Here is a 21111-nt window from a genome sequence, read left to right as displayed (position 1 = left end):
CAGCGCAGCCGCCGGTCCCCGGTCCCCACCGGCACCGCCGTCGTCGTCGCTTCCCCGGACACGTAGACTTCGTGCCATGGCGAGGAAGGAACCCGCAGCGGACGCTGCGAACCCCGGGCGACTCAAGCAGATCGCTCTGACGTACAAGATGACCCGCAGGGCCGACAAGAAGATCGGTCTTGTACTCGCGGCTGTCGGAATCATCACCTTCGGTGTCTTCCTCGCGATCGGTTTCTTGATCGGTCACCCCATCTATCTCGGCATCCTGGGCCTCCTGCTCGCCTTCCTCGCGACGGCGATCGTGTTCGGACGGCGGGCCGAGCGGGCCGCGTTCGGGCAGATGGAAGGCCAGCCGGGTGCCGCGGCAGCGGTCCTGGACAACGTGGGCCGTGGCTGGACCACGACGCCCGCGGTGGCGATGAACCGCAGCCAGGACGTGGTGCACCGGGCCGTCGGCAAGGCCGGCATCGTCCTGGTCGCCGAGGGCAACCCGAACCGGGTGAAGAGCCTGCTGGCCGCCGAGAAGCGGAAGATGGCCCGCATCGTGGCGGACGTCCCGGTGCACGACCTGGTCGTGGGCACCGGCGAGGGCCAGACCGAGCTGAAGAAGCTCCGCACGACCATGCTCAAGCTGCCGCGTGTCCTCTCCGGCCCCCAGGTGACCGCCACCAACGACCGGCTGCGCGCCATGGGCGATCTGATGAGCAACATGCCGCTTCCCAAGGGCCCGATGCCCAAGGGCATGCGCATGCCGAAGGGCGGCCCGAAGGCCCGCTGACGACATGAGTACGACGATGGGGGGCGCCCGGATCAATCCGGGCGCCCCCCATCGTCGTACGCGTGGTCGTACGTGTGACAGTCGTATGTGCGCGAGAGCCTCAGATCCTGACCTCGACCGTGCGGGCCAGCCGGTCGTGCAGGCCGCGGCCGTCGCGGTCCCAGACCAGGGCCGGGACGGCGAGGCAGAGGAGGGCGGTGCGGACCAGGGCGCGCCAGGGGTTCACCGTGCCGGTGTCCTGGGCGACGACGCGCAGGCCGAAGAGGCGCTTACCGGGTGTGAAGCCGACCGTGCCCAGCGTCAGGGCGTGGAGCAGGAAGAAGATGAGCAGGGCCCAGTTGCTGGTGGCCTGGTCGTAGCCGTCGGTGATCAGGCCGTATGCGATCAAGAGGCACAGACCCCAGTCGACGGCCAGGGCACCGAGACGGCGGCCGGGGCGGGCGATGGAGCCGGACCCCTCCTCCGGCAGACCGAGCTGCTGCCCCCTGTATCCGAAGTCGACTCCGGCCGCCTCCGCGGCGTCGCGGGGGCCGGAGAGCCACGATCCGATTGCTTGCCTCTTGTCCACCCGACCACGGTACTGCGACCGTTCTGCCATACGGACAGGTGGGGTGCGGGGCGGGATGTCCGGTTAACTTGTGCGAAACAAATGGGTCACGTACGAGAAATCACCCGTCCCTAGTGTCGTGACCAGCGTGTGCCACCGCACTGGCAGCACGAACGAACTACCACCCCGGCAGGTGACGTCGGGAGTAGGAGGAGCTGGATGTTCCAGAACGCCGACGAGGCCAAGAAGTTCATCGCGGACGAGGACGTCAAGTTCGTCGACGTCCGCTTCTGCGACCTGCCGGGTGTGATGCAGCACTTCACGATCCCGGCCGAGGCCTTCGACCCGGCCGAGGAGCTCGCGTTCGACGGCTCCTCGATCCGCGGCTTCCAGGCCATCCACGAGTCCGACATGGCGCTCCGCGCCGACCTGTCGACCGCGCGCGTCGACCCGTTCCGCCGTGACAAGACGGTCAACATCAACTTCTTCATCCACGACCCGATCACGGGCGAGCAGTACTCCCGTGACCCGCGGAACGTGGCGAAGAAGGCCGAGGCGTACCTCGCGTCCACCGGCATCGCGGACACCGCGTACTTCGGTCCCGAGGCCGAGTTCTACGTCTTCGACAGCGTGCGCTTCAAGACCTCGGAGAACGAGTCCTTCTACCACATCGACTCCGAGGCGGGCGCCTGGAACACCGGTGCGCTGGAGGACAACCGCGGTTACAAGGTCCGCTACAAGGGCGGCTACTTCCCGACCCCGCCGGTCGACCATTTCGCCGACCTGCGCGCGGAGATCTCGCTGGAGCTGGCCAAGTCCGGCCTCCAGGTCGAGCGCCAGCACCACGAGGTGGGCACCGCCGGCCAGGCCGAGATCAACTACAAGTTCAACACGCTGCTCGCCGCGGCCGACGACCTCCAGCTCTTCAAGTACATCGTGAAGAACGTGGCCTGGCGCAACGGCAAGACCGCCACCTTCATGCCGAAGCCGATCTTCGGTGACAACGGCTCGGGCATGCACGTCCACCAGTCGCTGTGGACGGGCGGCTCCCCGCTCTTCTACGACGAGGCCGGTTACGCGGGCCTGTCGGACACCGCCCGCTACTACATCGGCGGCATCCTCAAGCACGCCCCGTCGCTGCTGGCCTTCACCAACCCGACGGTGAACTCGTACCACCGTCTGGTGCCGGGCTTCGAGGCCCCGGTGAACCTGGTGTACTCGCAGCGCAACCGCTCCGCGGCCATGCGTATCCCGATCACGGGTTCCAACCCGAAGGCCAAGCGTGTCGAGTTCCGCGCGCCCGACTCCTCCGGCAACCCGTACCTCGCCTTCTCGGCCCTGCTCCTCGCGGGCCTCGACGGCATCAAGAACAAGATCGAGCCGGCCGAGCCGATCGACAAGGACCTCTACGAGCTGGCCCCCGAGGAGCACGCGGGCGTCCCGCAGGTCCCGACCTCGCTCCCGGCCGTCCTCGACTCGCTGGAGCGCGACCACGAGTTCCTCCTCCAGGGCGACGTCTTCACGCCGGACCTGATCGAGACGTGGATCGACTACAAGCGCACCAACGAGATCGCCCCGCTCCAGCTGCGCCCGCACCCGCACGAGTTCGAGCTGTACTTCGACGTGTGATCGACGCGTAGTTCGTAGGTTTTCACGGCGGCGCCCCCGTTCCCGTTTCTCGGGACGGGGGCGTCGTCGTATGGTTCTGGCACGACTGTTCGAGAGACGACGGGGAGACATGGGGATGCCCGAACAGGACGACGACGAGCGGGAGTTCGACATCAAGTGGGCGGACGGGGCCGAGCACAAGGAGCCCTCCGCGCGGGCCCGGATGCTCGCGGCCCGCTGGAAGGAGAACCCGCCCGCACCGCAGCCCTTCCGCGCCGATCCGGGGCCCAGGACGCCGCGCCGGTCGTCCTGGGTGTCGACGGTGATCGTGTTCGGGTGTGTGGCGGGGCTGATCGCGCTGATCGGCTACGTCAACTATCGGTCCTCGTACTGAGCCTTTGCGGCCTTTGCCCTGCTGAGGGGCGATCCGGACCGCCGCGTGACCTCCTCATGGGGATCCCCGGGCGCACAATGGAAGCGGGACGAGCTGCTGCCTGAGTGCGGGGTGGTACGGATGTCTGAGCGGTTCCGGAGTGATCCCCGGCTGGCCGTGCGGATGACGGTCACGATGTTTCTGCTCGGGTTGCTCTATGTCGTGTTCGTGGCCGTGCTGATCGCGCTGCTGCGGTCCTGGGTGCTGGTCGTGGTGATCGCCGCGGGGCTGCTGGGGGCGCAGTACTGGTACTCCGACCGGGTCGCGCTCTACGCGATGCGCGGGCGGATCGTGGAGCCGGAGGCGTATCCGCTGCTGCACGGGGTCGTGGACCGGCTGTGCGCGGTCGCGGACGTGCCGAAGCCGCGGGTCGCCGTGGCCGACATGGAGATGCCGAACGCGTTCGCGACCGGGCGGAACGCCGACCACGCCGTGGTGTGCGTGACGACCGGGCTGCTGCGGCGGCTGGAGCCGGACGAGCTGGAGGGCGTGCTCGCGCACGAGCTGTCGCATGTGGCGCACCGCGATGTCGCCGTCATGACGGTCGCCTCGTTCCTCGGGGTGATCGCCGGGCTCGTCGTACGGGCCGCGTTCTACTCGCACATGTTCGGCGGGCGGCGGGACCAGAACACCGCCGTCGTGTTCAGCGTGATCATGGGCGTCTCCGCCGCGGTGTACGTCCTGAGCTTCCTGCTGATCCGGGTGCTGTCCCGGTACCGCGAGCTGGCCGCCGACCGGGCGGGCGCCCTCCTCACCGGGCGGCCCTCGGCGCTGGCCTCCGCGCTCACCAAGGTCACCGGCGACATCGCGCGCATCCCCACCCGGGACCTGCGCACCTCGCAGGCCTTCAACGCCTTCTACTTCACCCCCGCGCTCGGCGACCACCCCCATCTGGCCCACTTCTTCGCCACCCACCCGCCACTGGAGCAGCGGCTCGACCAACTGGCCCGCGTCTCGGCGGAGTTGGATGCCGCTGCCACGCCGGGGTCCGGTGGGTCCGGGAAGGAGGGCTGAGCGGGCATGGGGCTGCTGGACGTCCTCCTCGGCCGTACGAAGCCGGTCGCGCCCGACCTCGACCGGCTCTTCGCCCTCCCCTCAGCGGCCGTCGCGCTGGAGGCGGCCGTCTCCCTCACCCCGACCGGCACGGGCGCGGTGTGCTTCGCGACGGTCGAGGGCGCGGCCTTCGACGGCGTACGGCGAGAGGTGCGGGCCCTGCTCGACGCGGACGCGGGGCGGACCGGGCCGCCGGTCGGGATCGAGCGGGACGAGTACGGCTACTCGTGGCTGGTCTCCCGGCGCGCTCCGCAGGACCTGCCCGCGCTGGTGAGCGATCTGCACGCGGTCAACAGCGCCCTGGAGAGCGGCGGCTTCGGGCCGCAACTGCTCTGCTCGGTCGTCGGGTTCCGCCGTACGGGCGAGGACGGGGGCGAAGGCGGGGGCGGGGAGGTCGGTGCGGGTGGCGGTGGCGGGGCGCGGCTCGGGGTCGTCTATCTCTACAAGCGTGGGACGTTCTATCCGTTCGCGCCGCTGCCGGGTGGCGGGCAGCGGCGCGACAACGCGCTGGAGCTGCGGGTCCGGGCCGTGCTCGGGGACGAGCTGCGGGTCGAGCCCGAGCTGAGCCGGTGGTTCCCGATCTGGGGCGCCCCGGGGCTGTGACCTCGGCCCCGGGACGCCGTCACGCGCTGCTCCTGGTCGCTGCTCATGACTACTTCTTGCTCTTGTCGCGCTCCTGCCGACGGGTCTCGAAAGGCCGTTCGCGGCGGTAGCGGCGCTCCCACTTCGCCTGCTGGTCACGGCGATCGCGGTACGCGCGGTAGGAGGCGGGCTGGGCCGAGCCGCCGGCCGCCGGGGGGCCCGACGGCGCCGAGCCTCCCCCCGTGCGACCGTGGCGGACGTACAGGTAGAGCAGGGCGACTGCGGCCAGCCAGAGGATGTTGTCGGAGAAACCCATGACGACCAGAACCGCGGTCGCCGAAAGGATCACGGTGCCCATGACGGGACTCCTCGGGGCGTGGCGTGGGTGATGACCTGCGGGGAAGAGTGGTCCCGGGGCCGGAGGGCGGTGCCCGTCGTGCACGGGCCCGGCGTTCCGGGGGCCTTCGCTCCGCGTTTCCAGGATGCTCGTGCGGCGGGTGCCGGGGCATCCCATTTATCGGGGAGGCCGGCGCCCCTCGTCGGCGATGCTGGCCGCATGACATTCGATGATCAGGAGTGGGCGGCGACCCGTGCGTGGGTGGCCGAGCGGCTCCCCGCGGGCCGCTCCGTGCGGAACTGGACCGATCTGCGCGGCGGTTGGACGTCGCGGATGCGTCGGCTGGAACTCGACGACGGGACGGATCTTGTCCTGCGGTCGTTCGTGAGACCGTTCTTCCGGCTGCACGCGCCGGGGCTGCTGCGCCGCGAGGCCGACATGCTCACCCTGCTCGCCCCGTACGACGGCATTCCCACGCCCCTCCTGCACGCCGTCGACCCGACGGCCGAACTGGCCGACCACCCCTCGCTGTTGATGTCCCTGCTGCCGGGGTCCGTGCGGATCGCGGAGGACGCGGACCTGGAGAGCCGGCTGGACCTGCTCGCCGGGCAGCTCGCCCGGATCCACGCGGTCGTACCGGAGGAACGGCCTCGCACCTACCAGGCCTGGACCTCGCCCGAACGGGTCACCACGCCCGGCGGTCCGCTGTGGGAACGGGCCGTGGACGTGATCCGGCGAGAGGCGCCCGCGTACGAGGGGTGTTTTCTGCACCGGGACTTCCATCCGGGGAACGTGCTGTTCACAGGCGCGGGCGCCTGTGGTGATCTGCGGGTCGGCGGGGTGGTGGACTGGGTGGAGACCTCGTGGGGGCCCGCCGATCTGGATGTGGCGCACTGCTCGACGGCGGTGGCGCTGCTGTACGGGGCCGCGTACGGGACGGGGTTCCGGGCGCGGTACGAGGCGCGGGGCGGGCGCCGGCTCTCGCGGGACCGGGACCACGTGTACTGGCTGCTGCTGGACGCGCTCGCGTACGCGCCCGACGCGGAGAAGCTGGCGGGGCCGTGGCGGGAGCTGGGGCGGACGGATCTGACGGCGGAGGTGCTGGGGGCGCGGCTGGAGGCGTATGTGGGCGGGGTGCTGGAGCGGTACGCGTAGGGAGGCACCCGGAGCGCCGCGCGTTGTCAGTGGGGGGCGGGAGGATGGGGGTGGAGGGCCCGGGTCCGGCGGTGTTCGAGGCTCTCGGCGGATGTGACGGGCTCGCGGGAGCGCCGGGGACGCGGGGCTTCCCGGGCGGGACGCGGCGTGCGGGTGGAGGCGGTCGGTATGGGTGACGGGCGACGGTACGTCGGGGCGGACGAGCGGCGCGTGCGGTTGGGACTGCGGCAGCGGTTGGCCGGATCGGCGCGGGCGGCGGGTCCCGAGGAGGTGGCCGACGCGCTCGTCGCGCTGCACGGCTCGGATCCCGCGACGGTGTTCCTGGCCGTGGGCGCGCGGCTCGCCGACGCCGCGCGGACGGTGACCGAGACCGAGCGGGCGCTCTACGCGGACCGGACGCTCGTGCGGATGCACGGCATGCGGCACACCGTGTTCGTGTTCCCCACGGAGCTGACCGCCGTCGTGCACGCTTCGACCGGCCTCACGGTCGCCGCGCGGGAGCGGGCCGCGCTGCTGAAGGACATGGCGGCGGCCGGAGCCCCGGACGCGGCCTGGCTGAAGGATGTCGAGGAGTCGGCGCTGGCCGCGCTGGCCCGCCGGGGTCAGGCCACCGCGTCCGAACTCGCCGAGGACGAACCGAGGTTGCGGGAGCGGTTCGTGTACGCGGCGGGCAAGAGCTACGAGGGGACGCACACCGTCTCCACCCGGCTGCTCAGGGTGCTGGGGGTCGAGGGCGGAGTCGTACGGGGCAGGCCGCTCGGCTCCTGGACGTCGAGCCAGTTCCGTTGGGCCGTGGCCCCCGCCCATCCCGAGCTGGACGTGGCCGAGGCCCAGGCGTCGCTGCTGGGCCGGTGGCTGGCGGCCTGCGGTCCGGCGACCGAGGCGGACCTCAAGTGGTGGACGGGGTGGAAGGTCACCGAGGTGCGGCGGGCGCTGGCGGCGATCGGGGCGCGGGCCGTGACGCTGGACGAGGGCACGGGGTTCGTGACCGCCGAGGACGAGGAGCCGGTCCCCGACTCCGGTGAGTCCTGGGCCGCGCTGCTCCCGGCGCTCGATCCGACGGCCATGGGCTGGCGCGAACGCGACTGGTACCTCGCCCCCGGTATACGGCCCGCCCTGTTCGACCGCAGTGGCAACGTCGGCCCGACGGTGTGGTGGAACGGCCGGGTGGTGGGCGGGTGGGCCCAGCTGGCGGACGGCGAGGTCGTGTGGCGGTTGCTGGACACGGGCGGGGTGGGGCGGGAGGCGGAGGAGAGGATCCGCGAGGAGGCTGCGCGGCTTCGGGGGTGGGTGGGTGGCACCCGGGTCACGCCGCGGTTCCGGACGCCGCTGGAGAAGGAGTTGGCGGCGGGCGGGTGAGGGGGGCGCCTGGTAGCTCGGGGGTGCGGGTTTCGTCGGCGGGTGCGGGTGCGGGTGAGGGGTGGGGCGCGTGATGACTCGGGAGTGCGGGTTCGTCGGCGGGTGCGGGTGAGGGGGGCTTCTCGCGCAGTTCCCCGCGCCCCTAAAAGCATCAGGCCCCTGCGGGCCTGAAAGACCCCGGCCCTGCGGGCATGAAAGGCAACGGGGGCTGCGGGCATGAAAGGCAACGGGGCTGCGGGCCTGAAAGGCAACGGGGCGCAGCCCCTGCTTTTCAGGGGCGCGGGGAACTGCGCGAGAAGCCCCACCGGGCCCGCGGACGAAACACCGGCCCGAACGCCGGGTGCCCGCACAGCGACGGGGCACCCGGCGTCACGGCTCACGCCTCGGGGCACTCCTTCCAGGCCAAGTGGTAGATCGTGCTGATGTCGCCGTCCGTCGAGTCCATCGTCATGAAGCTCGTGCTGCTCGCCGGCGAGGACCCCCGGTTGACCCGCAGCTCGGTGTTGATGTTGAAGTTGCGCTCGACCCCGCAGGGCGCCCAGACCAGTTGGGCCCAGTCGGTCTCGTCCGTGGCCTGCCAGTTGTCCTCGATCGGGCCGTTGAACGTGTGGGTCCGGGCCGCCGTGTCGGGGGATCCCTGGAAGTAGTACGAGGCCTTCTCCACACCGCTCGCGCCGCGCTGGAGGGAGGCGAAGCCTCGGTAGTCCACGCTGGCGATGGCGTAGGTGAAGCCGCCGGGCACATGGACGATCAGGTTGAGCTGGCAGTTCTTGCGGAACGCGGTGGACGGGGCGCCGCCGCCGACCTGGGCGAGGTAGTCGCTGTAGGTCACCGTGAACGCGGTGTTGTCCGGTGAGACGGCGACTGCGGCCGTGCCCTGGGGACAGCCGGAGCCGTTCACCGTGGCGACCTTGATGACGATCTTGTCCGGGGGCGGGTCCTCGAACGGGGACTCGGCCTGCGCGGGTAGCGCACTGGTGAACAGGGCGGCCACTGCGCCACCCAGGAGGAGACCACGAACCATGGGGGGTTCTCCTATCAGAGTCATGCACATGTCAACAAACACGTGCGAGGACCCCACGGTCCGTGAGAGCACAGCCATGCGGGCTCAGCCTGTGAAACACCTGTGAAGACCGGGGGGCGACCGCATCGTATGGACCCGGAGCGGGCAGGGCTAGGGCGATCTCCGGCCAACCCTGGCGGCCGGAGATCGCCCCTTTTCCGGGGCGGCGTCAGCGGTCGTACCGCGTCGGCCGCCCCACCGCGTCAGCGGCTGTAGCGCATCAGCGCCCGCACCATGTGGCACGTGGTGTCCGACGGCGGGTGCACCCCGATGACCTCCGCCGTGCTCCGGATCGTCTCGTTGCGTGCCTGGTTCGGCATGTGGACGCCGGAGTCGAGCAGGGCGATCGCGAGGCGCATGGCCTTCAGACGCCGGTTGTGGGTGATGTACCACTCGCGCGGACGGCCCGGCGGCAGCGTGTGCTTCACCACCGGTGCGTAGGGCAGGTCGAGCAGTACGGGGTGCTGGACGGTGGACTGGGTGGGCAGCGGCTTCGACTTCAGTGCGGCAGCGGGCAAGACATCCTCCTGTCGCGGTCTGGGCGCCGCCGGAATCCCCCGTCGGCAACCCTCGAACACTGCTTCTATTTTACTACCCACCACTGACAATCGCCCCTGGCCAGAAGGGATCTGAGGCGTCCTGTGACAGGGGTGGAACACGGGTTTTCGGGCCCGGTTGGCTACGGTGGGCGGCATGGAGATCTGGATCAATCCGGCCTGTTCCAAGTGCCGCAGCGCGATCAACCTGCTCGACGCCGAGGGCGCCGACTACACCGTCCGCCGCTACCTGGAGGACGTCCCGAGCGAGGACGAGATCCGTGCCGTACTGGACCGGCTCGGGCTCGAACCCTGGGACATCACCCGCACCCAGGAGGCCGCCGCCAAGGAGCTCGGTCTGAAGGAGTGGGCCCGGGACGCCGGTACGCGCGACCGGTGGGTCGAGGCGCTCGCCGCGCACCCGAAGCTCATCCAGCGGCCCATCATCACCGCCGACGACGGCACCGCGCTGGTGGCCCGCACGGACGAGGCCGTGCGGGACGCCCTGTCCAGGTAACTCCAGTGTGATGTGCGTTACTTGAGAGTTCGCTGTGCCCGTTGAGTGGCCTCGTTCGGGATCTCGTACATAGCGGCGTACTCGTTCCGATCCGGTGGCCCGGCGAGGGTCACCGGGAACAGGAGGCGCGCATGTCGCGTAGGAGAACGCTCGGCACGAAGAAGAGGGTCGCGTTGTTCGTGACCGCGGCGGCGGTGGCGGGAGGCGGGGCCTTCGCCATGGCGGCCACGTCGAACGCGGCACAGAGCGCGGCGGATTCCAGCGTCTGTCAGGGGCTGGCCACCGCGCTCGGCAACAACGAGCGGTTCATCGCGGACCAGAAGGCGAAACCCGACGCCCAGTCGGCGGCCCGGATCGCCAACCGCGAGGCGGTCATCGCCCAGATCAAGGTCCAGCAGGAGGCGTCGGACTGCGTCGTCGGGGAGTCGGCTCAGGGCTCCCAGGCGGCACAGCCCGCACAGCCGTCCGCGCCGGCCGCGGAGACCGGGGGGTCGACTCAGGACCCCCAGGGCGACGAGGCCGCGGGGAACGCGGGTGGCGCCGGAGACGCGGCCGGCGGGAACACGGGGAACGCCGGTGCGGGCGAGCAGGTCTGCAACGGCTCCACCGTCACCCTCTCCGGCGAGGGCGGCGCCCCGGCCGCGTCCAGCAACCAGTTCCCGGCCGGCACGAAGCTGCGGGTGACCAACCTGGACAACAACAAGTCCACGACCGTGGAGGTCACCTCGGTCTCCGGCAGTTGTGCCCTGCTGAACAACGCGGCCTTCGAACAGGTCCGGGAACCCGGCAAGTTCCTGATCCGCCGCGCGCTGATCGAGAAGGTGGGGTGACCCGGGCCGGACCGGTCGGGGTTCACCCGCTCGTTACGGTGAGGTGAAGGGCAGGCGATCGCCGCCCAGGGAGGCCGGCCCCCACGCCCAGCGGTGGCCGGCCTCCCCCGCACGTGCCACCAGCGCGTCCTCCGAGGCGTGAGTCGCACCACAGCGGCACCAGGTAACACGGGGTTCACATTCGAGCAATGACCGGGAAATCGCAGGTTGACAGGCTGCCCGGCATCAGCGGCGTTTCAGTGCCGCAGCGCCGCAGCACCCGCACATGCGCCTAGTGACCCACCCCGAAGGATGTGTCCCGTGACCTTCAAGGCTGAGTACATCTGGATCGACGGCACCGAGCCGACGGCCAAGCTCCGCTCCAAGACCAAGATCATCGCGGGTGAGCCCGCCGGTCTGGACGCGCTGCCGATCTGGGGCTTCGACGGGTCCTCCACCAACCAGGCCGAGGGGCACTCCTCGGACCGTGTGCTCCAGCCGGTCTTCACCTGCCCGGACCCGATCCGCGGCGGCGACGACGTCCTCGTTCTCTGCGAGGTCCTCAACATCGACATGACGCCGCACGAGTCCAACACCCGTGCCGCGCTGCGTGAGGTCGCCGAGAAGTTCGCCGCGCAGGAGCCGATCTTCGGCATCGAGCAGGAGTACACCTTCTTCCAGGACGGCACCCCGCTCGGCTTCCCCAAGGGCGGCTTCCCGGCCCCCCAGGGCGGCTACTACTGCGGTGTCGGCGCGGACGAGATCTTCGGCCGTGACATCGTCGAGGCCCACCTGGAGAACTGCCTGGCCGCCGGTCTCGGCATCTCCGGCATCAACGCCGAGGTCATGCCCGGTCAGTGGGAGTTCCAGGTCGGCCCGCTGTCCCCGCTGGAGGTCTCGGACCAGCTGTGGGTGGCCCGCTGGCTGCTCTACCGCACCGCCGAGGACTTCGACGTCGCCGCCACCCTCGACCCCAAGCCGGCCAAGGGTGACTGGAACGGCGCCGGTGCGCACACCAACTTCTCCACCAAGGCGATGCGCGAGGGCTACGACGCGATCATCACCGCGTGCGAGTCGCTGGGCGAGGGCTCGAAGCCGCTCGACCACGTCAAGAACTACGGCGCCGGCATCGACGACCGCCTGACCGGTCTGCACGAGACCGCCCCGTGGAACGAGTACTCCTACGGTGTCTCCAACCGTGGCGCCTCGGTCCGTATCCCGTGGCAGGTCGAGAAGGACGGCAAGGGCTACATCGAGGACCGCCGTCCCAACGCCAACGTCGACCCGTACGTCGTGACGCGTCTGATCGTCGACACCTGCTGCACCGCGCTCGACAAGGCCGGCCAGGTCTGATCCGCGGCAGCCGCACTGCGTTTCCCGTGAGGGCGTCCACCGGTTCGGTGGACGCCCTCACGGCGTTGTCGGTGGGGCATGCCAGGGTGGGGACATGAAGAACGATCAACTGGCCGTCAAGGTCGGCACGGAGAACGGGGAGAGGCACGCCCGGATCACGCCGGAGCGGCTGCGTGAACTGGTGCGCCGGATCGGGGACCGGGACGACCGTTTCCTGGTCACGCAACGGATACCGGACGTGCCGGACGTCTTCGTCCAGGTCTGGCACCAGCGGGCCGACGACGGCACCGACGGCGAGTACCAGCTGGAACACCGCGAGGGCCGCGACCGGTTCTTCGGGGCCGTGCTCACCGACCCCGAGCGGGTCGCGGACGCCATGACCGGCTGGGCGCGACGGGCGGAGGGCTGGGACGCCGGCATCGAGTGGACCCCCGTCGAGCACGACGCCCCCGAGGAGGTGCCGGAGCTCGACGGCGACGTACGGGAGCAGATCGAGGAGCGGGTGCGGGAGTTGCTGCGCTGCGGGTACGACGACCGGGCGCGGCTCACCGAGACCGCCGAGGAGTACTTGGTGGAGGGCGACCACCGGCCGGTCTCCCCCGCGCAGGCCCGGCAGCTCGTCGACCGGCTCTGGGTGGAGCGGCTCGCAGAGCAGGACACCTGGGACGGGGTCACCGACCCCGAGCGGCTCACCCGCGCCTTCGAGGCCCTCCAGGGGGCCCACGGCATCACGGCCCGGGAGAACTTCACGTGCTGCCGCAGCTGCGGTACCAGCGAGATAGGTGCCGAAGGCCCGCCGGACGCCCGGGGATTCGTGTTCTTCCACTCCCAGTGCACCGAGGGCGCCGCCGCCGGGCACGGACTGATGCTGCTCTACGGCGGGTTCGACGGATCCGCCGAGGCCACGGCGGCGGTCGGACGGGACGTCGTCGCGGCCCTCGACGCGCAGGGGTTGTCCACCTTGTGGGACGGCGATCCCGGCACGGCCATCACCGTCACCCCGCTGGACTGGCGGAAACGCCTGGTCGGCTGAGGTCATGACGGGTTCTTGTCGGGCCCGGGAGGTGTCCGAGCAGTGAGAGGAGACTGCTGCCGCGGGCGTGTGTCTGCTTCAATGGATCCATGGCCAGCTTCCAGAACCGACGTGCGACGGGTCGCCATGACCTCGAGCCCTTCTGGCCTTCCCGTCAGCACCACGACTTCGACCGGGTGTGTTGCCGCGCGATGAACGCGCCGGCCCTCTAAAGCCGTACACCCCGGCCTTCGGTCGGCGCGGAAACGACGTACGTCCCTCGGCGGGTCACCGACCACGAACTCGGTCGCCGAGGTCTCCCGGACGAACCTCTCGCGCGAAAGAGCTGACCTCTCATGGCGAACACCCGTTCCCTCTCGACCGCCGCCCCGCTGACCGCCGCGTCGGGCTCCGCCACCGCCCCGGTCGCCGTCCCCTCCCCAGGGCCCTCGCCCCGCCACCGGCTGCGTGCCGTGGGCCGGGACGAGGTCGTGGACATCACCGAGTTCCTGCCGCCGGGCGCCACCTGGCTGCCCGCTCCCCAGCACGCTCTGCCCACGCTGCCGGGCCGGCCGCCGATGATCGGCTACCTGGTGCTCGTACCGGCCGACCAGCAGGGTCAGGCACCGACCTTGCCGCAGGTACCGCCCGTGCCGCCCGTGCCGCAGGCCGAGAGCGGGCAGGACGAGCTGGTGCGGGTCGACACCGCGCAGCGCACCGCGCGGGTCGGCGGACGGCCGCTCGACCTCACCTACCTGGAGTTCGAACTCCTCGCCCACCTGGTCGCGCACCCGGGCCGGGTGCACACCCGCGACCAGTTGGTCACCACGGTGTGGGGCTACGGGCATGTGGGCGACGGGCGGACCGTCGACGTCCACATCGCCCGGCTGCGCCGCAAGCTCGGGGCGGAGTACCGCCAGGCGATCCAGACGGTACGGCGGGTCGGGTACAAGTACACACCGCCGCTGGGCCGTTGACCGCGGATCTTCTGAGAGCAGATTCCCGTCCGTAGCCGCCGCCCGGCGGGCAGAGTCGGCGGTATGAGACTTCTGATGTTGGGTGGTACGGAGTTCGTGGGCCGCGCCGTCGTGGAGTCGGCGGTGGCCCGCGGCTGGGAGGTGACCGTCTTCCACCGGGGACGGCACGCGCCTCCGGCCGGGGTGCGGTCGTTGCTGGGCGACCGCACCGCGCCGGACGGGCTCGCGGCGCTCGCCGACGCCTCCACCGCCGGTTCCGGTTCCGGCGGGGGCGGGTGGGATGTCGTCGTCGACACCTGGTCGGCGGCGCCGCGAGCCGTTCGGGACACCGCGCGGCTGCTGGCCGACAAGGTCGAGCGGTATGTGTACGTGTCGAGTTGCTCGGTGTACGCCTGGCCCCCGGCCGCCGGGTACGACGAGCGGGCGCCCCTGGTGGAGGGCGCGTCGCCCGACGCGGAGCAGACCGACTACGCCCGCGACAAGCGGGGCGGCGAGCTCGCCGCGGTCGAGGCGTTCGGCGCCGACCGCTCGCTCCTCGTGCGCTCCGGGCTGATCCTCGGACCGTACGAGAACATCGGCCGGCTGCCCTGGTGGCTCAACCGTGTCGCCCGGGGCGGACCGGTCCTGGCGCCCGGCCCCCGGGACCTGCCCCTCCAGTACGTCGATGTCCGCGATCTCGCCGACTGGGTGCTCGGCGCGGCGGAACGAGGGCTGAGCGGCGCCCGCAATCTGGCCGGTCCCCCGGGCACGACCACCATGGGCGAACTGCTCGACGCGTGTGTGCGGGCGACCGGCGGGGCGGCCGAACTGCGGTGGACGGAACCGCAGTCGATCCTCGACGCCGGGGTCGAGCCGTGGACGGAGCTGCCGGTGTGGGTGCCCGAAGGGAGCGACCTGCACGACGCGCTGCACCGGGCGGACGTGTCGCGGGCCGTCCGGGAGGGGCTGCGCTGCCGGGACGTGACGGAGACCGTGCGGGACACCTGGGAGTGGCTGACGGGACTCGGAGGCGTCGCACCGCACCGGCCCGACCGGCCACCGGTGGGTCTGGACCCGGCGGTGGAGGCGAAGGTGCTCGGCCGGTAGCGCCGGGGGACGGTTCGGCGGCAGAACGGGCAATCGGCGCGCGGGCGGCGGTTCCCGCGTTTCTTGACCAGGGCCGCCGAAACGTTCCCTTCATGGACCCGGTCCGGGAGCCGCACCGCGCACACGCCGTAGACGGGCGACAACTCCCGGTGTTCCACGGGGCGTTGAAACCAGTTTGTCCCACGAATCTCTCATCAATTTCTGAGTCGTCTGAACACTCCTGGGACTCACCGCGTACTTGATGGAGCCGCTTCACTCCTGTCGGGCGCCTCGATGCCCCGCAAGGAAGTCAGAGGAGTTCCATGGGACGCAACACACGCAAACGACGTTCGCCGCTGGCCGTCCGGGCCATTGCCGCATCCGCGGCGCTCGCGGTCGCGGGCGGCGGCCTGGTCTGGGCGAACTTCTACGCCTCAGCGGGTGAGTCGAAGTCCGGTCAGAACAGCACGCTGGCCTCCGCGCAGGTGGCCACGATCGACTGCCCTGACGTCGGCCAGCAGCTGACGAACGTGCCCGAGCGGGCGCGCAAGGGAGTCGCCAAGGAACTGGCCCTGCTGGACCAGCAGATCACCGAGGCCTACAAGCGCCTCGCTGACACGCGCCAGGCCCAGGCGGGAGACGCCGGCTTCGTCAACAACGCCATCATCAGCCCGCTCCAGTCCAAGCGAGTCGCCACCCTCGACCGGATCGGCATCAACATCCGGAACGCGGGCGGGCAGGTTCCGCAGGGCATGGACCAGCTCGCCGGCTGCAAGGGCGTCGCCGACCCGAACCAGACCAACGCGGGTGAGGGCCAGGACCAGGGCGGCAACAACGACGGCCAGGACCAGAACCAGGGCGGCGACGGCCAGAACCAGGGCGGCGACCAGAACCAGGGCGGTGACGGCCAGAACCAGGGTGACGGTCAGAACCAGGGCGGCGACGGTCAGAACCAGGGTGGCAACGGCCAGGGCGGCAACGGTCCGGTCGCGGGCGACTTCATCGACATCAACCAGGTCCAGCCGAACGGCGGCCCGAAGGGTGTCGGCGGCAACGGCCTCGCGGCCAACGGCGACGGCGGTTCGACGGGTTCCTTCACCACGAACTGCGGCACCAACGAGAACGAGCTCCGCAACTCGGACAACGTGATCGTGGCCCCCGGTGTCAGCAACGGTGCCCAGCACCAGCACGACTACGTCGGCAACCAGAGCAACAACGCCTTCGCGAGCGACCAGGACCTGGCCAACGCGCAGACCACCTGCCAGAACCAGGGCGACAAGTCCTCCTACTTCTGGCCGGTCATCCGTCTGCAGGACGGCACGAACGACATCGACGCCAACGCGCCCGGCGGTGGCCAGGACGGCAACGTCGGCAAGATCGTCGAGCCGAGCCAGGCCGAGCTGAAGTTCGTCGGCAACAAGCAGGGCGACGTCGTCGCGATGCCGACCGCGCTGCGCATCATCACCGGTGACGCGAAGTCCTTCGTGAACGGCCTGAACAACGCCAACACGAACTGGAGCTGCACCGGCTTCGAGGACCGTGTGGTGACGGACAAGTACCCGATCTGCCCGCAGGGCAGCTCCGTGGTCCGGACGTCCTTCTTCCAGAGCTGCTGGGACGGCCAGAACATCGACAGCGCCAACCACCGCACGCACGTCGACTTCGTCGAGCAGGACGGCAGCTGCTCCAACGGCTTCCAGGCCATCCCGCAGCTCCAGGTCCGCCTGGTCTACGACATCCCGGCCCCGTCCGTCCAGAACGGGCAGCTGCAGAACGCGTACGCGATCGACTCCTTCCCGGACCAGCTGCACAAGGCCATCACCGACCACAACGACTTCATCAACTTCTTCGACGAGAACACGATGAACCAGGTGGTCGACTGCATCAACAGCGGCCAGGACTGCCAGTAGTCCTGAAGCAGTCACCGTCATCCTGAAGCGGTGACGAGGAAGCCGGCGGTGGGATTCCCACCGCCGGCTTTCGTTTTCCCTCGCGGTCGGTCAGCCGCTGTGGCTGCCGTTGTTGTGGCTGCCGCCGGGGTTCATGTGCGCGGACCCCTCCTGCACCTCTCCGCCGAGCGTGCCCTGCAGCCCGCCCACGGTCTTCTTCTCCCCGACGGCGACCCACTTGCGGCCGACGAGGTAGTACCCGCCGTAGTCCTTGGCGCCGGCGAGCCACTCCGCCTGGCCCCGGTCGGTGGCGAAGGTCGCGAGGACGAACTTGCCGTCGAAGTCGCCGTCCTTGTTGGTGCAGAGGGCCTGCCGGATGGTGTCCGCGTCCGTCTGCATGTCCGGCTTGCAGCCGACCTCGCCCGCGATGTGCTCCAGCGTCCCGGTCGCCGTCTTCGGGACGGCGGCCTCGGCGTCGTCGCCCGAGCCGCAGCCGGTCAGCAGCAGCAGGGCGGCGACCGCGCCGGCCGCGCTCCCCGCAAGGCTCTTCCTCGTCAAACTCATCCGTACCTCCGGGTCCATTCCGGCGACGTGAACTCGCCAGCTCCGTGCGCACCGTTGTTCACGGACGGTCGCCCCGTTAGCGTGCCGCCACTGTCGACACAGGGGGCACACAGACATGAACAGTCCGTCGCGACGCACGGTGCTGGGCTCGGCCGGTGTCATCGGCCTCGGAACCTACCTGCAGTGGTCGGCCCCGGCCCACGCCGCAGAGAGCCCCGGCGAGGGCCCCGCCTTCGATACGGCTCCCGCGCGCTCCGCGCTCAATCGGCTGCTGCCCGGGCACGCCGGACAGTTCCGGCTCAGTCTGCTCGACCGCAGCGGAACCGTCGACCGGTTCCGGGTCACCGGCACCACCGGGAGCATCCGGGTCCAGGCCACGACTCCGGCCACCCTGCTCATGGGCGTCCACTGGTACCTCAAGTACGTCTGCGGGGCGCACCTCGCCTGGAACGGCAGCCAGCTCGACCTGCCGAAGCGGTTGCCGGCACCCGCCCGCCCCCTGGAGAGATCCACCGCCCTCCCCCACCGCTTCGCGCTCAACGACACCAACGACGGCTACGCCGCCCCGTACGCCGACTGGCCCTACTGGGAGCACCAGATCGACCTGCTGGCGGCGCACGGCTGCAACGAGGTGCTGGTCATCGCGGGGATGGAGGCCGTCTACCACCGGCTGCTGAAGGACTTCGGCTACTCCGACGAGGAGTCCCGGGCCTGGCTGCCCGCGCCCTCGCACCAGCCCTGGTGGCTGCTGCAGAACCTCTCCGGCTACGGCGGCCCCCTCTCCCCCGAGCTGATCGCCCGCCGGGCCGCCCTGGGCCGGCGGATCGCCGACCGGCTGCGCGACCTGGGCATGTCGCCGGTGCTGCCCGGCTACTACGGCCATGTCCCCAAGGAGTTCGTCCAGCGCAACGGCGGTGACGCGCACGTCGTCCCGCAGGGCATCTGGCACGGCTTCGAACGCCCCGACTGGCTCGACCCGCGCACCGACTCCTTCGCCCGCGTCGCCGCCTCCTTCTACGGCCACCTTCAGGACGTCTACGGCAAGGCGTCCCACTTCAAGATGGACCTGCTGCACGAGGGCGGCACCGCGGGCGACGTGCCGGTGCCGGACGCGGCCCAGGGCGTGGAGCGCGCCCTCCAGAAGGCCCGTCCGGGCGCCACCTGGGTGATCCTCGGCTGGCAGGAGAACCCGCTGCCCGAACTCCTGGACGCCATCGACCGGTCGAAGATGCTGATCGTGGACGGTGTCTCCGACCGCTACAGCAGCGTCACCGACCGCGAGCGGGACTGGGGCGGCACCCCGTACTGCTTCGGCACGATCCCCAACTTCGGCGGCCGGACGACCATCGGGGCCCGCGCGCACCTGTGGAACGACAAGTTCTTCGCCTGGCGGGACAAGGCGGACAGCGCGCTCGTCGGCACGGCGTTCATGCCGGAGGCCACCGACCGCGACCCGGCGGCCTTCGAGCTCTTCTCCGAACTGGCCTGGACCCCGAAGAAGATCGACCGGGCCGCCTGGTTCTCCTCGTACGCCGACTTCCGCTACGGCGGCCGCGACGACGGTGCCCGCAAGGCGTGGCGGGCGTTGCACGACACCGCCTACCAGCAGCGGGCCGTGGAGCGCAGCGACCCGCACGACTCCCTGTTCTGCGCCCGCCCCGACCTGGCCGCGGACCGGGCCGCCGAGTACGCGCCGCGGACCCTGACGTACGACCCGGGCCGCTTCGACGCGGCCCTCGCCGGGCTGCTGGGCGTGGCGGGCGGGCTGCGCCGCAGTCCGGCGTACCGGTACGACCTGGTGGACGTGGCCCGGCAGGCGCTGGCGCACCGCGGCCGCCAGTACCTGCCGCAGCTGCGGGCGGCCTACCGGCGGGGCGATCTCGCGACGTTCCGGGCGCTGTCCACGCTCTGGCTGCGGCTGATGCGGCTGTCGGACGAGGTGACGGGGACGAACACGGCGTTCCTGCTCGGGCCGTGGGTGAACGACGCGCGGGCGATGGCCACGAACGACGCCGAGCGGGCGGAGTTCGAGCGGACGGCGAAGGTGCTGATCACGGTGTGGGGCGGGCGGGCCACGTCCGACACGGGGAATCTGCACGAGTACGGCAACCGGGAGTGGAACGGCCTCATGGCCGACTTCTACGTGCCGCGCTGGCAGAAGTGGCTGGACGCGCTGGAGGACGCGCTCGCCACGGGGACCGCTCCGGCGGCCGTGGACTGGTTCGCGTTCGAGGAGCCGTGGACGCGGGAGCGGAAGGACTATCCCGCGCGGCCGGTGGGGGACGCCTACCGCACGGCGGCGCGGGTGCGGGACGTGCTGGCGCGGGCGCCGTACCAGGGGTCGCTGACCGTCACGGCCGAGCCGCCGGTGCTGCCGCCGGGCGGGCGTGCGCGGCTGTCGGCGGTCCTGCGCAACGTCAACGGGCTGCGGGCCACCGGGCGGGTGGACTTCGCCCTGAGTGGCTTCGCCGGGACGGCCGAGCCGGAGGGGCCGACATCGTTGGCGAGCGTCCCGGCGGCGGGCTCGGGGACGGTGCGCTGGCGCGCGGACGCGCCGGACGCGCCGCTCGACCGGCCGCTGCGGCCACTGCCGTACACGGTCACGGTCACGTACGGGCCCCGGGGTGAGGACCGGGTCGAGGGGCGGTTCGACGGAACGCTCTTCGAGGCGGGGGCGCTGGGTTCCGGGTGGCGCACCTACACCAACAACGGGGCGGTCTTCGGGCAGTTGGGGGGTCGGTTCGGAATCGACGGGGCCGGGGCGGACCTGTGGCGGGGGACGTCGGAGTTCGGCACGCTCTATCGCGCGGGGGCGCTGCGGGACGGGACGACCGTGACGCTGCGGGTCGACGCCCAGGCGGCGACCGGGAACTGGGCCCGGGCCGGGATCGTGGTGCGCAACAGTCTCGGTACGGCCGGGTCGGCGGGGTTCCTGAATCTGGCGGTCACTCCGGCGAACGGGGTGGTGTTGTCGTACGACAGCACGGGGGACGGGACCCTCGACACGTATCGGCGGATCACGGGGGTGAAGGCGCCGGTGCTGTTGCGGTTGCGTCGGACGGGGGTGGGGGCGTTCACGGGTGAGTGTTCGACCGATGAGGGGGCCAGCTGGCGGGTGGTGGCGTCGGTGGTGGTGCCGGGGGCGGGTGCCGAGGGGCAGGATGTGGGGCTCTTCATGAGCGCGACGAACGGGGGGAGCGGGGCGCGGGGGTTGGTCGAGTTCAGCGGGTGGTCGCTGGGCTGACGGATGTATGTCGGCTGCGGGTGGGTGGGGCTGGTCGCGCAGTTCCCCGCGCCCCTGAAAGGCCTCCGGCCTTTCGGTCCGAAAAGCACGGGGCGCAGCCCCTGCTTTTCAGGGGCGCGGGGAACTGCGCGAGAAGCCCCACCCACCCGCAGCCTCCGACGAAACAGGCGCCCCCTCCCCCCTGGGCGCCCCGGCGCACCCCAGTGGAACGCGTGGTGACCATCTGACCT

20 protein-coding genes are annotated in these 21111 nt (G+C 71.0%); 15 read left to right on the top strand and 5 right to left on the bottom strand.

Features of this window, described 5'->3' with window-relative positions:
- Positions 1-76: 76 nt before the first annotated feature.
- Positions 77-778, top strand: coding sequence for a DUF4191 domain-containing protein (locus ACZ52C_RS02235; protein WP_033527459.1), 702 nt, complete (start codon positions 77-79; stop codon positions 776-778).
- Positions 779-878: 100 nt separating this feature from the next.
- Here the strand turns inward: ACZ52C_RS02235 and ACZ52C_RS02230 are convergent, their stop codons facing one another.
- Positions 879-1346, bottom strand: a complete 468-nt coding sequence (locus tag ACZ52C_RS02230; protein ID WP_469072985.1) for an RDD family protein — start codon at positions 1344-1346, stop codon at positions 879-881.
- Positions 1347-1544: 198 nt separating this feature from the next.
- Here ACZ52C_RS02230 and glnA point away from each other — a divergent pair, with 198 nt between their 5' ends.
- The 4 genes from glnA to pspAB all read left to right on the top strand — a co-directional run bounded on the left by glnA (position 1545) and on the right by pspAB (position 5022).
- Positions 1545-2954, top strand: coding sequence for a type I glutamate--ammonia ligase (glnA, locus tag ACZ52C_RS02225; RefSeq protein WP_045555412.1), 1410 nt, complete (start codon positions 1545-1547; stop codon positions 2952-2954).
- 115 nt (positions 2955-3069) lie between these two features.
- The gene (locus ACZ52C_RS02220) at positions 3070-3327 is read left to right on the top strand and encodes an SCO2583/SCO2584 N-terminal domain-containing protein (protein ID WP_045555415.1); all 258 of its coding nucleotides are present in this window, start codon (positions 3070-3072) and stop codon (positions 3325-3327) included.
- Between the two features lie 120 nt (positions 3328-3447).
- Entirely contained in the window at positions 3448-4380 is a 933-nt protein-coding gene (gene htpX, locus ACZ52C_RS02215; RefSeq protein ID WP_469072984.1) for a zinc metalloprotease HtpX, read from the top strand.
- 6 nt (positions 4381-4386) lie between these two features.
- Positions 4387-5022 (top strand): PspA-associated protein PspAB, encoded by a 636-nt coding sequence (gene pspAB / locus ACZ52C_RS02210; protein ID WP_469072983.1) that lies wholly within the window; start codon positions 4387-4389, stop codon positions 5020-5022.
- 49 nt (positions 5023-5071) lie between these two features.
- Here pspAB and ACZ52C_RS02205 read toward each other — a convergent pair whose 3' ends face one another.
- On the bottom strand, positions 5072-5359 hold the full coding sequence (locus ACZ52C_RS02205) for a hypothetical protein (protein ID WP_192364363.1): 288 nt from the start codon (positions 5357-5359) through the stop codon (positions 5072-5074).
- A 198-nt stretch (positions 5360-5557) separates the two neighbouring features.
- On the opposite strand from ACZ52C_RS02205, the gene ACZ52C_RS02200 reads away from it, so the two are divergent.
- Positions 5558-6493 carry a phosphotransferase family protein gene (locus ACZ52C_RS02200; protein WP_469072982.1) on the top strand — a complete coding sequence of 312 codons (936 nt, stop codon included), beginning with the start codon at positions 5558-5560 and terminating at the stop codon, positions 6491-6493.
- Between the two features lie 168 nt (positions 6494-6661).
- Complete coding sequence (locus ACZ52C_RS02195) at positions 6662-7852, top strand: winged helix DNA-binding domain-containing protein (RefSeq protein ID WP_469072981.1); 1191 nt, start codon at positions 6662-6664, stop codon at positions 7850-7852.
- A gap of 376 nt (positions 7853-8228) precedes the next feature.
- On the opposite strand, the gene ACZ52C_RS02190 is transcribed toward ACZ52C_RS02195, so the two are convergent.
- Both ACZ52C_RS02190 and ACZ52C_RS02185 read right to left on the bottom strand, forming a co-directional pair.
- Entirely contained in the window at positions 8229-8876 is a 648-nt protein-coding gene (locus tag ACZ52C_RS02190; protein WP_469072980.1) for a DUF4360 domain-containing protein, read from the bottom strand.
- A 242-nt stretch (positions 8877-9118) separates the two neighbouring features.
- Positions 9119-9433, bottom strand: a complete 315-nt coding sequence (locus ACZ52C_RS02185) for a hypothetical protein (protein WP_045555419.1) — start codon at positions 9431-9433, stop codon at positions 9119-9121.
- 175 nt (positions 9434-9608) lie between these two features.
- Here ACZ52C_RS02185 and ACZ52C_RS02180 point away from each other — a divergent pair, with 175 nt between their 5' ends.
- The 7 genes from ACZ52C_RS02180 to ACZ52C_RS02150 all read left to right on the top strand — a co-directional run bounded on the left by ACZ52C_RS02180 (position 9609) and on the right by ACZ52C_RS02150 (position 17094).
- Positions 9609-9968 carry an arsenate reductase family protein gene (locus tag ACZ52C_RS02180; RefSeq protein WP_469072979.1) on the top strand — a complete coding sequence of 120 codons (360 nt, stop codon included), beginning with the start codon at positions 9609-9611 and terminating at the stop codon, positions 9966-9968.
- 131 nt (positions 9969-10099) lie between these two features.
- Positions 10100-10798: an RlpA-like double-psi beta-barrel domain-containing protein gene (locus ACZ52C_RS02175; protein WP_469072978.1), complete on the top strand. Its 699-nt coding sequence runs from the start codon at positions 10100-10102 to the stop codon at positions 10796-10798.
- Between the two features lie 300 nt (positions 10799-11098).
- Complete coding sequence (glnII, locus tag ACZ52C_RS02170; RefSeq protein WP_469072977.1) at positions 11099-12130, top strand: glutamine synthetase; 1032 nt, start codon at positions 11099-11101, stop codon at positions 12128-12130.
- A 94-nt stretch (positions 12131-12224) separates the two neighbouring features.
- Positions 12225-13163: a DUF6891 domain-containing protein gene (locus ACZ52C_RS02165; RefSeq protein ID WP_469072976.1), complete on the top strand. Its 939-nt coding sequence runs from the start codon at positions 12225-12227 to the stop codon at positions 13161-13163.
- A gap of 335 nt (positions 13164-13498) precedes the next feature.
- Positions 13499-14119 carry a winged helix-turn-helix domain-containing protein gene (locus ACZ52C_RS02160; RefSeq protein ID WP_469072975.1) on the top strand — a complete coding sequence of 207 codons (621 nt, stop codon included), beginning with the start codon at positions 13499-13501 and terminating at the stop codon, positions 14117-14119.
- 63 nt (positions 14120-14182) lie between these two features.
- Complete coding sequence (locus ACZ52C_RS02155; RefSeq protein WP_469072974.1) at positions 14183-15205, top strand: SDR family oxidoreductase; 1023 nt, start codon at positions 14183-14185, stop codon at positions 15203-15205.
- Positions 15206-15507: 302 nt separating this feature from the next.
- Positions 15508-17094, top strand: a complete 1587-nt coding sequence (locus ACZ52C_RS02150) for a DUF1996 domain-containing protein (protein ID WP_469072973.1) — start codon at positions 15508-15510, stop codon at positions 17092-17094.
- A 90-nt stretch (positions 17095-17184) separates the two neighbouring features.
- Here ACZ52C_RS02150 and ACZ52C_RS02145 read toward each other — a convergent pair whose 3' ends face one another.
- A complete protein-coding gene (locus tag ACZ52C_RS02145) occupies positions 17185-17637 on the bottom strand; it encodes a hypothetical protein (protein WP_045555812.1) in 453 nt (150 codons plus the stop codon).
- A 115-nt stretch (positions 17638-17752) separates the two neighbouring features.
- Here ACZ52C_RS02145 and ACZ52C_RS02140 point away from each other — a divergent pair, with 115 nt between their 5' ends.
- On the top strand, positions 17753-20881 hold the full coding sequence (locus ACZ52C_RS02140) for an alpha-N-acetylglucosaminidase (protein WP_469072972.1): 3129 nt from the start codon (positions 17753-17755) through the stop codon (positions 20879-20881).
- Positions 20882-21111: the final 230 nt, after the last annotated feature.

The sequence above is a fragment of the Streptomyces sp. NPDC034049 genome, from assembly GCF_055575575.1.
This window is presented reverse-complemented; position numbering and strand designations above follow the sequence as displayed.